Source organism: Pseudomonas sp. R76 (genome assembly GCF_009834565.1).
Lineage (GTDB): Bacteria > Pseudomonadota > Gammaproteobacteria > Pseudomonadales > Pseudomonadaceae > Aquipseudomonas.
In genome coordinates, this window is the sequence record NZ_CP019428.1 from 5664397 (window position 1) to 5676038 (window position 11642).

Annotated in this window: 8 protein-coding genes; 1 reads left to right on the plus strand and 7 read right to left on the minus strand. The window is 61.5% G+C overall.

Annotated elements, in window-relative coordinates; translation table 11 throughout:
- Nucleotides 1-94: 94 nt before the first annotated feature.
- Nucleotides 95-1006: a DMT family transporter gene (locus tag PspR76_RS25600; protein ID WP_159959765.1), complete on the minus strand. Its 912-nt coding sequence runs from the start codon at nucleotides 1004-1006 to the stop codon at nucleotides 95-97.
- A gap of 137 nt (nucleotides 1007-1143) precedes the next feature.
- Here PspR76_RS25600 and PspR76_RS25605 point away from each other — a divergent pair, with 137 nt between their 5' ends.
- Nucleotides 1144-2019: a helix-turn-helix domain-containing protein gene (locus tag PspR76_RS25605; protein ID WP_159959767.1), complete on the plus strand. Its 876-nt coding sequence runs from the start codon at nucleotides 1144-1146 to the stop codon at nucleotides 2017-2019.
- A 226-nt stretch (nucleotides 2020-2245) separates the two neighbouring features.
- Here the strand turns inward: PspR76_RS25605 and PspR76_RS25610 are convergent, their stop codons facing one another.
- The 6 genes from PspR76_RS25610 to PspR76_RS25635 all read right to left on the minus strand — a co-directional run bounded on the left by PspR76_RS25610 (nucleotide 2246) and on the right by PspR76_RS25635 (nucleotide 11546).
- Nucleotides 2246-4741, minus strand: a complete 2496-nt coding sequence (locus PspR76_RS25610; RefSeq protein WP_159959769.1) for a LuxR C-terminal-related transcriptional regulator — start codon at nucleotides 4739-4741, stop codon at nucleotides 2246-2248.
- A gap of 257 nt (nucleotides 4742-4998) precedes the next feature.
- Complete coding sequence (locus PspR76_RS25615; protein WP_159959771.1) at nucleotides 4999-6357, minus strand: DUF1329 domain-containing protein; 1359 nt, start codon at nucleotides 6355-6357, stop codon at nucleotides 4999-5001.
- A gap of 26 nt (nucleotides 6358-6383) precedes the next feature.
- Nucleotides 6384-8174 carry a DUF1302 domain-containing protein gene (locus PspR76_RS25620; RefSeq protein ID WP_159959773.1) on the minus strand — a complete coding sequence of 597 codons (1791 nt, stop codon included), beginning with the start codon at nucleotides 8172-8174 and terminating at the stop codon, nucleotides 6384-6386.
- Between the two features lie 594 nt (nucleotides 8175-8768).
- Nucleotides 8769-9680 carry an SDR family oxidoreductase gene (locus PspR76_RS25625; protein ID WP_159959775.1) on the minus strand — a complete coding sequence of 304 codons (912 nt, stop codon included), beginning with the start codon at nucleotides 9678-9680 and terminating at the stop codon, nucleotides 8769-8771.
- A 181-nt stretch (nucleotides 9681-9861) separates the two neighbouring features.
- Nucleotides 9862-10764, minus strand: coding sequence for an alpha/beta fold hydrolase (locus tag PspR76_RS25630; protein WP_159959777.1), 903 nt, complete (start codon nucleotides 10762-10764; stop codon nucleotides 9862-9864).
- Nucleotides 10764-11546: a class II aldolase/adducin family protein gene (locus tag PspR76_RS25635; protein WP_159959779.1), complete on the minus strand. Its 783-nt coding sequence runs from the start codon at nucleotides 11544-11546 to the stop codon at nucleotides 10764-10766. The genes PspR76_RS25630 and PspR76_RS25635 overlap by 1 nt, the downstream gene beginning before the upstream one ends.
- Between the last annotated feature and the right edge of the window lie 96 nt (nucleotides 11547-11642).

Below are 11642 nucleotides of genomic sequence, written 5' to 3' on the forward strand. Positions count from 1 at the left end.
GTGCGACGATTCGACTTGCTCGCGAATACGGAGTGTCAGCCACTCATTCATCGACTGACACACCGCATTCGCGAGCAAGCCCGCTCCCACATTTTTAAACCTGCTTGGCCTTTAAGACCGGGTTCACAAGCTGAGAGGGCCTAGCCTTGCGAAACACCAACACATTCCCCAACATCACCAACACCAACCCCATCAACGCCGGCGCCGTCCACTCATACCCCTCGGCAAACGCCGACACATTCAGCGCCACCACCGGAAACAGCACCGTGCAATACGCCGCCCGCTCCGGCCCCATACGCCCCACCAGCGTCAGGTACGCGGTAAACCCAATCACCGACCCCGGAATCACCAAGTACCACAGCGCCCCGACATACCGCGCGCTCCAATCCATGTCGAAGGGAATTCCACGCACCGCGCAATAAGTCGCCAGCATCACCGAGCCATACGCCATGCCCCAGGCATTGGTGGTCAAGGGCTTGAGCCCTGCCTTCTGCTGCAAACTGGAGAGCATGTTGCCGGCCGAAAAACACATCGTCCCCAACAGCGCCAAGCCCAGGCCCAGCAAGGTCTGCGGGCTGGCGGTATGCCCGACCAACTCAGGCCAGAACAAAAAGCCCAACCCCAGCAGCCCCAGCGCGCCGCCCATCAACACGTTACGCGCCACCCGCTGGCCAAAAAACACCCGCGCATTGAGCGCGTTCCACAGCGTGGCCGTGGAAAACACCACCGCCACCAAACCGCTGGGGATCCACTGGCTGGCCGTCAGAAAGCACATGAAGTTGACGCAAAACAGGCACAAGCCCTGGGCCAGGCAGATCAGGTGCCCGCGCCGGTTCATCACCTGCAACTTGCGGCTGAGCAGCAACAGCGCAAACAGCACCAACGCCGCCAGGCCAAAGCGATAGACGATCGACACAGGAATGGCCACGACGCCCAATTGCCATTTAAGCGCGATCCAGGTGGTGCCCCAGATGAGCACGGTGAGTAAATACAGGAAAAGGTTCATGGTGGGCTCCGGTGGTTGAGCCACAGTGTCGCCCGCCGCCCCGGGAGCGCTCTTGCATATTCTTGCGCTTTTGTCGGGTGCCGGGATCACAGCAACGGCGACGCGGAGTAGGATGCAAGGCGTCGGAGAGAACAACCATGCCAGACCTGGAATCGCTGCAAGTCTTTCAAGCCCTAAACCGCTCCCCCAACGCTCGCCTTGAAGCCTGCGCCGAGCTGGGTGACGGCTTGTCCGCAGCTTTGTGGAGCAACCATCACGACGCCCAGGATTACCAGGCACCTACTCACCACACGTTGTCCTGCTACATCGGCGGCGGCACCGGCACGTTTCGCCGCGACCAGCCCGGCACCAAGGGCGGCCCCGATAAACTGTGCATCCTGCCGGCCGAGCACCAGTCGGCGTGGGTGATCAACGGCGAGATTCGCCTGGCCCACGTATATTTCAGCCCGGAGCAATTCGCCCTCGGCTGCGTCACCTTGCTCGACCGCGAACCGCGCGAACTGCAATTGCGCGAAAGCACCTTTCTTGAAGACGCCAGCCAGGCCCGGCGCTTTCACCAGCTGATCGCCCTCAACTGGCACGAGCCCGCCGAGCGCCTGCTGACCAGCAGCCTGGCGCATGAAATGCTCAGCCACACCTTGCTCAGCCAAGTCGGCGCACGCGACGGGCTGCGCTTGAAAGGCGGGCTGGCCGCGCATCAGCGACGGCTGTTGGTCGACTACATCGACCACCACCTGGAAGACCCGATCAGCCTGGGGCAACTGGCCGGAATGTGCGCGTTGTCCGAATACCATTTCGCGCGAATGTTCCGCCAAAGCTTCGGCCTGCCGCCCCACCAATACCTGCTGGCACGCCGCCTGGCGCGCGCACAAACCTTGCTGCGCAGCGGCGCCCTGCCCCTGGCTGAAATCGCCTGGCTATGTGGCTTCTCCAGCGCCAGCCACTTCAGCCAACGCTTCCGCCAAGCCACGGGCGCAACCCCCGGCGAATACCGCCAAGCCTTCTGCACCTAGCGCACAACCTCAAGCCAACAAAGATCAAATGTGTGAGATCAATGTAGAAGATCAATCTAGAAGACCAATGTGGTAGATCAGTGTGGAAGATCAATGTGGGAGCGGGCTTGCCCGCGAAGACGTCAGCCCAGCAAACATTAATATTGACTGACCCACCGCTATCGCGGGCAAGTCGAATCGTCGCACCGCCGCTCCCACAGGGTTTTGCTCTTAAAGGAGTTTTGCGCTACCCCATCAACCCCAACATCTTGGCCTTCGCCACCGCCTGCGTGCGCCGCTCCACACCAAGCTTGCTGTGTATACGCCGCGCATGAGTCTTGACCGTGTGCAACGAAATAAACAGCCGATCCGCAATTTCCAGATTGGAGTTACCCAAGGCGATCAACTGCAACACTTCCAACTCCCGCTGGCTCAACGGGTTCTCCACCACCCCGGTGGACGACATCTGCGCCTCCAGGCCCAACTCACTCAACAACCCCGGCGAGCGCAAACGCAGCTCACGAATCGCCTGCTGCACCTGGCAACGCCCCGCCAGCTCCAAACCAGCTTGCAGCGCGCTGCGAGCCAACGCCGGATCCCCCAGTTGCCAGGCGACCTCGCCCAGCACCAACTGCAATTCAGTTTCCAGGCAGAGCATGCCGCGTTGCCGGGTGGTATCCAACAAGGCCTTCAGCCGCTCAATAGGTTGCTCGGCACAGCCCAGCTTCACCTCGGCCAGCACCAGCAAATACTCCAGGCGCGGGATGAGTTCCAATGTGGCCGGCGGTGCTTGCTTGGCACAAGGCCCGCGAAAGTGACGCAGCACCCGACGCACCGCTTCCAGGGTCAATTCGGCGCGGCCCTGCTGCAACCAGAAGTGCCCACTGACCAACAGCAGCACCGCGCGATACACCGTGTCCGGCACGTGGCGTTGCTGCATCAAGCGCTCGGCCTCGCGCAGTTGAATAAAGGCCTGGGCGTAATCGCCACGATTCGCCGCCAGTAGCGCCAGGCCGAGAAACCCATACAACACGCGCTTGTCCTGGCTGTGCAGGCACATCGTCAAACCGGCCTCGAAGCACTCGGCGGCCAGGCTGTCCTGCCCCTGGCGCAACGCCAGGTGCCCACGCCGCAACGCGATCCGCCCCGCCAAAGGCCCGGCCTTGAGTCGCTGGCGAACCAGCATCGCCTGCACATTTTCCAGCAGGCTTTGCGCCCGATACGGCGCGCCGCGTTGCTCCAGCAATTGCGCGTGATCCAGCTCCAGCAACGCCTCAAGCACTAACGAGCCATGGGCGCGGGCCAGGCACAGGGCTTCGCGGTTCAAGGCTTGGCCCACGTCCAGTTCACCGCGCAGCAAGGCTTGCTGAGTCAGGCCCGACAGGCACATCAGGCGCGAGGTCCAGGCGCTGTCGGGCAAGGCTTGCAGCGCCTCCAGGAAATGCTCGCGGGAACGCTCGGCATCGCCGCTCAAATGCAACAGCCAGCCCCATTGCGCCTGCCAGCGCGCCAGCAGATAACGCTGTTGCGCCGCCGTCGGTTGCGGCGCGAACCGGGCCAGTTGGTCGATACACACGGCCGCCTGGTCGAAGCGCCCGGCAAACAGCAATGCCGCCGTGACCAAGCCGACCAGTTGCGCCGAGCCGAGCATCAACTCATCGCCATGCTGCTCATGCAGACGCAACAGCAGCACCGCGTTCTGCTGGCGGAACAGGTCTTCGAAACTGAAGTGTTGCAGCAGGCTCACCGCCACTTCATAGGCTTCGGCCAGCAGCGCCTGTTCGAAGGCGGCCTGCCAGTCCTCTTGTGTGGTGAACCATTGGCAGGCGCGCCGGTGCCAGCCGCGCTTGGCCGGCCAAGGCTCATCGCGGATTAACTGCGCCAGGGGCGGGAACACCTGCAGCCAATCGGTGGTGTCTTCCCACGGCTGGATAAACGCACCGAGCGCTTGCAAATCGCGCAGGTACTGATCGCCGTCGCCCGCACCGAACAGGTGCTCACACAGGCTCGGATTGAACCGCGGCAAATGCGCCAATACGCGCCAGGCCTCGGCCAGTTCGGCGGGCAAGGTACTGAAGAGTTCGTGTTGCAGGTAGTCGAGCAGGGTCTTGTCCGGGTGACCGTCGCCCAGCAAAGCGATGCGCACGCCCGCGCACCAGCCGCCGCTGAATTGCATCACGCTGTCGACACTTTGCGCGGGGCCGAGCAACTGCTGGATTTCCGCAGGGCTGAACATCAACTCACTGCACGCCAATAACTCATCGTCGAGCAGCAGGCGCGGCCAGTTGCACAGCGGGCGCCGCCGCGTGCCCAGCCACCAGGTCAGCGTCGGGCTGGCGGCGGTGAGCAAGCGGTCGAGCAAGGCGTCCAGTTCGGGGGCGGGCAAGCGACAGAAATCATCAAGGAATATCCACGCCGTGGTTTGCCAGCGACTGAGTTCGAGCAGCAAGGTGGCTTCGTCGATAAACGCCAGGCCAAGGTTTTGCGCCAGCCGGGCGCAGAACGCATCGGCGCTGAGTACGACGCCATTGAGCGCCAGCCAATACACTTGGCACCCCACCGGCGCCTGCAACGCACACTCGGCGAGCAACGCGCTCTTGCCGCTGCCGCCCGGCGCGCAGAGCAACTTCACCCTGACCTGCGCCGCGAGCAAAGGCTCGGCCAAGCGTGGGCGCAACAGGTGGTGGGCGGACAGCCGTGGCATGAATCCAGGACGGTCCAGGCAGCGTGTCATGGCGGTCATTGCTGCATCCTGCTTTTTATTGTTATGCAACCTGGCGCCTACCCTAGTCCTGTGGTCGGCGGTTGTTGAAGAAGTATTCAGCGGGGTGATTGGCAGGCATAAAAAAGCCGGGATTCCACTCCACCAAAAAGTGGAACCCGGTCAATGTGGGAGCTGGCTTGCCTGCGATGGCGCTGGGTCAGCCAGCCCATCTGTGGCAGGTGTACCGCCATCGCAGGCAAGCCAGCTCCCACAGGTGATTGCATTTCAATTGAGGATCAGCGCACGCCCTCAGACCTCAACGCCGCCGGGGTGTAGTCCGCCGCCTTGGCCGCAAAGCCGAACACGAAACTGTGTTTCTCCTCGTTCTTCATCCCCAGCGCGATGTAGCGCCCGGCGATGATGTCGTACAGCGTTTCCACGGTGTAGGCCGGCACTTGGTGGTCGTAGTAGAACTGCGCATGGCCTTCGGCGACACGCCACAGTTGGCCACGGCCGTCGTAGTGATCCACCAGCGCAACTTGCCAGCTGTCTTCGTCGATGTACATGTGGCGCTTGGCGTAAATGTGCCGCTCGCTCGGCTTGACGGTGCCGACTACTTCCCACACCCGGTGCAGCTCATAACGGGTCAGGTCCTGATTGATATGCCCGGCCTTGATGATGTCGTCGTACTTGAGGGTCGGCGAATCGAGCTTGTAGCTGTTGTAGGGGATGTACATTTCTTTTTTGCCCACCAGCTTCCAGTCGTAGCGGTCGGGGGCACCGGAGAACATGTCAAAGTTGTCGGTGGTGCGCAGGCCGTCGGAGGCGGTGCCCGGGCCGTCGTAAGACACTTGCGGGGCGCGGCGCACACGGCGCTGGCCGGCGTTGTAGATCCAGGCCAGGCGCGGCTCCTTCACCTGGTCGAGAGTTTCGTGCACCAGCAGCACGTTGCCCGCCAGGCGTGCCGGGGCAGTCACCGATTGCTTGAAGAAGCTCAGCACGTTGGCCGCCTTGGCCTGGTCGATATCGGGGATGGCTTGAGGCACCGCCACTTCTTCTTCGAAGCGGATCGGCGTGTAGCTGCCATTCGTTTGCGGGGTGGCCTGGGTGATGATGCGCTTGAGGTTGCCGCCGTGGTAACGGGTGATGTGGTTCCACAACACTTCCACGCCATTCTTCGGAATCGGGAAGGCGTAGTAGCGGTTGCCGGTGAAGTTTTCCAGGCCATTGCCGTCGTTGATCGCGTGCACGTTCAACGCGCTGCGCTTGATCGACTCGTAGATGTCCGGCGGCAGGTTAACCGTGCGGTGGGTCGGGTACACCGGGATCTTGTAGGTCTCGGGGTAGCGCTTGAACATCGCCACCTGGCCGTCGGAGAGTTTGTCTTTGTATTTGTCGACCGTGGCGGCGGTGATCACGAACAGCGGTTTTTCGTTGGCAAACGGGTCGGCCAGAAAGCCCTTGCTGTCCACCGCGCCAGCGTTTTTGGGGATGCCGCCGGTCCAGGCAGGGATCGAGCCGTCGGCGTTGCCGGCTTTTTCGGCGCCGACCGGTGTGAGGCTGGTGCCGAGCTTGGCGGCTTCTTCAGGCGACACCGCCGCCATCACGTGGGCGGCCAGCAGACTCAGGGCCATCACTGCAAATATCTTACGCATAGGTTGTTGTCCTTCCTTAAACCCGATCAGAAGTTCACGCCGAAGCTGAGGGCGATAAAGTCGCGGTCGGTGAGGGTGTTGTAGTCGCCGCCGAAAAAGTCGGTGTAGCTAAGGCTGGCGGTGTAGGTGTTGCGGTAGTCCGCATCCACGCCGACGCTGATCGCCTTGGCGCCTTCGTTGAAAATCCCGTTGGGCCCGTAACCGCTGACGTCATGGGACCAGGACAAGTTGGGCTTGAGGTTCACCCCGGCAAACACGTTGTTGTAGTCGAGGATGGCGCGGGCGCGATAACCCCAGGAGTTGGCGGTGACAAAGCCATCGGTATCGCCTTGGAAACCATAGGCGCCGTACACCGAGTCACGGCCGTAGCGCAGTTTGGTTTTGGCCTCCAGCCCGCCGACGTGCACGAACGCCGCCTCGCCCACCAAGGTCAGGCGTTCGGCGCCCAGCACCTGGTCGAAGAACTGGGTCATGGTGCTCTGGATCTGGGTGATTTCCTTGCGGCGATAACCGGCGTTATCCGAGCCGAACGAGCTGCGGATCGGCGAGGCGGTTTGGCCGGCGATCGGGTTGACCAGCGCCAGGGTCAGGTCGGTGGTGTTGAGTTGCACCGGCGCGTTCGGGCGATAGCTGATTTCGCCGGTCCAGGCGGTGCCGGTGGGCAAAGTGGTGGAAAAACTGGCGCCGTACAGGCGAATGTCTTCCGGGTAATCGAGGTAATACTGGCCACGCCCGAGCATGGTGCTCTGGGCCAGGCCCGAGCCGCTGCCGGGTGCGATGGCATTGGCGGTGGCCGCAATTCGGCCGATGGTCGCCAGGTTGGTGTTGGCGGTCAGCGTGCCCACGGTCGGCGTGCGGCTGTGGTAGTTCATGAAGTACAGGCCGTACTCGGTGTCATCGCCGAGCCAGCGCAAGGCCGCGCCGAACTGGCCGCCATCGCGGGCTTCGCGGTCCTTGGCGCGCTGCACCACCACGCCTTCGCGCGTGACTTGAAAGCCCTGGCCGAACGCTGCGGCCACCGGTTGCAACGGCGCAATCGCCGGGCTGCCGACGGTGTAGTTGCTGTTGCAGCCGTGGGCGACCACGTCGTTACCAAAGAAGGTGCCGCAGTTATCCACCACGGTGTTTTCCCAGTTCAGTTGGTAGAAACCTTCAACCGAAAGCTGATTGGTGAGGCTCTGGGAGGCAAACAGCATGTTCACCGGAATCAGGCCTTCCTTGATCTCCGCACCTGGACGGCGGAAGGCCGACACGTCGATGGGGTTGATGCTGTTGATCGAGTTGCCGATGAACGTACTCTCGCCCCAACTCACCACTTGCTTGCCGACGCGCACGTTGCCGGGCAGGTCGCCAATCGAATAGTTGTGATAGACGAAAGCGTCGAGCAGCTCATAACCGGAAGAGCGCGCGCCTTCGTCGCGATGGTGGTTGCTGATCTGTTTGAACTCGCGGTCTTCGTCCTGCAGTTCGAAGTCGTACCAGTATTTGCCGCGCACGAATACGCCGCTGTCGCCGTATTTGAGCTCCAGGTCGTGGATGCCCTTGAAGATCTTGGAGAAGGTCTCGCCCTTCTTGAAATTCAGCCGCCCGTCATCACCGGTAGACGCCTGCCCCGTGCCGCCATTGGGCACGCCCACCAGCTTCTTGTCGGCATCGCGCATGCCCCAACTGGCGCCCACCGACAGCGAGGAATCGAATTGCCCTTCGATCTCGCCAATGTTGAACGAAACAGCCTGTGCCTGGGCGCAGCAGCCCAGTGCAACCGCCGCAGCCAGCGCCTGTGGCGTGAAGATGGCGCGCATTGTTGTTTTTGTCATGCGTCTTCCCCGGTGAGTGACAGAAGGCCCCACCCTACTGCCGCTCGTCAGGAGCGATAAGCGCACCAAAGGGGTATTCGCAGTGTCGCTCGAAAGGATTAACAGGCGCTCTGGCCGGGGTTTGCGCACGGCTATGGATTGGATAGATGACGGGTTATCAAAAAGATAGATAGGCCGATGATCGTACCCACGCGCGATGATCGTTCCCACGCTCCGCGTGGGAATGCCTCCAGGGACGCTCCGCGTCCCTCTGAAGCCCGTCACCGCCTGCATTTCCACGCGGAGCGCAGGAACGATCGTTACTGATTTGGTAACAGTCCTTGTCCTGAACCGCTATTACTCATTTTGTTACAGACGACTATTCTTAGCAGGCTTTCAGGGCAAACAGCCCGCTTGTGTAAAAGCAGGAAAAGTCTGATTCCAATGGATTGACCCGTTGAATCAATCTATTACCGCTGTTCACTGACGTTGATTTGTCGCTCCTTGATCCAACGTCTTACTTCGGCCGCTGCCTTTGCAGCGGTCTTTTTTATGCCCGCAATAAAACGGGGCGCTATCAGCGCCCCGTCAGATTCAATCGTGTTCTAGCAACGATCAGAGGCTGAACTTCTGCAAGTTGGCCATCATCTCCTTCAATGCCTCGATATTGTCCTTGGGGTGAGCCGCGCCTTCAAAGTCGCAAATCTGCGCCCAGTGCGCCGCCACATCATCCGGTGAGAACCCGGCTTCGGGGTCAAACCCCACACCCAGGCTGCGCTCCCAACGGGTCTTGCCGATCCAACCGCCGCCCACTTCAAATAACCCCGCCGTTTCCTGACAAGCCTCGCTGCCCAGGTACACCACCAACGGGCTGACCAGCTCCGGCTTGAGGCGCTCGAACACTTGCGGCGGAATCAGGCCTTCGGTCATACGCGTGCCGCCGGTGGGGGCGATGGCGTTGACCAGGATGTTGTTCTTGCGCCCTTCCAGTGCCAGGGTGCGGGTCAAGCCATACAAACCCAGCTTGGCCATGCCGTAGTTGGATTGGCCGAAGTTGCCGTAGATGCCCGAGGTGGACGCGGTAAAGATCACCCGGCCATAACCCTGCTCGCGCAAATGCGGCCAGGCGGCGCGGGTGACTTTGTAGGCGCCTTCGACATGCACCCGGTAAACCAGGTCCCAGTCGCTGTCGTCCATTTTGTGGAAGGTCTTGTCGCGCAGAATGCCGGCGTTGTTCACCACCACATCGATGCGACCAAACACGTCGAGCGCGTGCTGCACGATTTTGTCACCGTCGGTGACAGAGTCATGGTTGGCTTCGGCAATCCCGCCCGCCTCGCGGATCTCGGCGACCACGCGGTCGGCAGCCGAGGCATTGGCGCCTTCGCCCTGGGTAGAACCGCCGAGGTCATTGACCAGCACTTTGGCACCGTGCCTGGCGAACAGCAGCGCATGCGCCCGACCCAACCCACCGCCGGCACCGGTGACGATCACGACCTTATCCTGGAACTGCACTGACTCACTCATACCGAACTCCGCTGGCCACAATGGGAATGGCTTGAGTGTCAGGCACACAGCCTCTGGTCACAATAAAGTCGGCCGAGGCTGAATGGTGCGCGATAAGGCAGCGGGATGATCCACCACCTTCTCAGTGGCGAGCCCGCTAGCCACAACAGACCCGCTTGCCACAGGAAGCCCCATGAGCAGCTCAGGAATAGGCCACGCGCGTGGCCGGCTGGCCGATCCGCTCGCGAAACGCCAGGTAATGCTTGAGCACCAGCACCGGCGCTTCAATCTGCGGGTAATGGCCGATATTGGCCAGCAACACCGTGTCAGCGTGCGGCACCAATTGGTGATAACGCTCCACCATGTGCGCGCCGGAGATCGGGTCGACTTCGCCATCGATCACACACAACGGCACTTCGCCACGCTGCATCGCATCCACCCAGCGCTCCCGCAATCGACGGCGCTGGGGAATGTAGGCGATCAGTTTGTGCAGGATGCGCGTACCGTCATTGCAATTGATCAGGCTCCAGAAATCATCCAGCGCGCTTTCACTGGGCCGCGTAGTCGGGCCGAAAATCTGGCTGAAACTGTTCGACAAGGCATTGCGCCCAAACGCGCGGCCGATCATCCAGCCGAGCGGGCTGAGCAGTAGCTTCTGCACCAGCGCCGGGCGATGGGTTTCCGGAAATAGCCCGCCATTGAGGAACACGCAGCTGGCCATCTGAAACCGGCCTTCGTAATGGCGGGCGAGCAGTTCCTGGGCGACGCTGTCGCCGTAGTCGTGGGCCAACACGTGCACCGGCTGCTCCACGCGCAGGTAGTCGAGCAACGCCTGTTGCAGATCGGCTTGTTCCAGCAGGCAATAATCGTGGTCCACCGGCTTGGCCGATTCGCCGAACCCCAGCATGTCGCACGCGATCACCAGGTTGCGCTGGGCCAGCGGCTGCCACAGGTAGTGCCAGTCCCAGCTGGCGGTGGGGAAACCATGAATCAACAGCAGCGGTTCGCCCTGCCCGGCCACCCAGTAACGGATCTTACGGCCACGGAAGATGAATTCCTGGCTACGTTTGCGCCAGGCTCTGAGCGGGATTTCGGCGAGTGGCATCAGCTTTTATACCCGGGATCTTGCAGGTCCAATTTACGCAGCAGCGCCGGCCAGGCCAGCGCGCCCCCCATACCTTGAGCACTCTTTGTGACAGCCGCCACCATGGCCTTGGCGCCCGCAAGAATCTGCGGCTCGATGTTAATCAATTCGGCCGCGCCGTTTTGCGCCAGCACCTGGATATCGCAGGCGCGCTGGAAGGTGAACATCATGAGGAACGTGTCGGCGATGGTGCCGCCGCAGGTCAGCAGGCCATGGTTGTGCAGCATCAGGAAATTGTTGTCGCCCAGGTCTGCCTGCAGGCGCGCTTTTTCTTCAGGGTTCAGCGCCACGCCTTCGTAGGCGTGATAGGCCAGGCTGGCAAGCACGAACAACGATTGCTGGCTGATCGGCAGCACGCCCTGCTTCTGGGCGGAGACGGCCACACCCGAAGGTGTGTGGGTGTGTATCACGCACGCCACATCGTGGCGCACTTCATGGATGGCACTGTGAATCGTGTAGCCCGCCGGGTTGATCTCGTAGGGGCTGTCCATCAGCTTGTTGCCGGCCTGATCAATCTTGACCAGGCTTGAGGCAGTGATTTCGTGGAACATCAGCCCGTAGGGGTTGATCAGAAAGTCATCGGTGCCCGGCACCTTGGCGGAAATATGCGTGAAGATCAGGTCATCCCAGCCATGCAGTGCCACCAGGCGATAGCAGGCCGCCAGGTCGACACGGGTTTGCCATTCGGCAGCGCTGACCTGGTCTTTGACATTCTGTGGCGATAGAACGGGGGCTAGGCTCACGGTAACGACCTCCTTGGCACATTTTTTTATTATTTTTTGAGTGAGGGGCCAGTCTAGTCAGACGACGTAGCGGAAGGAGTTGCCTTCGCAGCCAGC

What these genes read in the sequence shown, in the direction of transcription:
- PspR76_RS25605 (WP_159959767.1), top strand. Translation starts at nt 1,144, where the DNA reads ATGCCAGACCTGGAATCGCTGCAAGTCTTTCAAGCCCTAAACCGCTCC.
- PspR76_RS25610 (WP_159959769.1), bottom strand. Translation starts at nt 4,741, where the DNA reads ATGACCGCCATGACACGCTGCCTGGACCGTCCTGGATTCATGCCACGG.
- PspR76_RS25620 (WP_159959773.1), bottom strand. Translation starts at nt 8,174, where the DNA reads ATGACAAAAACAACAATGCGCGCCATCTTCACGCCACAGGCGCTGGCT.
- PspR76_RS25625 (WP_159959775.1), bottom strand. Translation starts at nt 9,680, where the DNA reads ATGAGTGAGTCAGTGCAGTTCCAGGATAAGGTCGTGATCGTCACCGGT.
- PspR76_RS25600 (WP_159959765.1), bottom strand. Translation starts at nt 1,006, where the DNA reads ATGAACCTTTTCCTGTATTTACTCACCGTGCTCATCTGGGGCACCACC.
- PspR76_RS25630 (WP_159959777.1), bottom strand. Translation starts at nt 10,764, where the DNA reads ATGCCACTCGCCGAAATCCCGCTCAGAGCCTGGCGCAAACGTAGCCAG.
- PspR76_RS25615 (WP_159959771.1), bottom strand. Translation starts at nt 6,357, where the DNA reads ATGCGTAAGATATTTGCAGTGATGGCCCTGAGTCTGCTGGCCGCCCAC.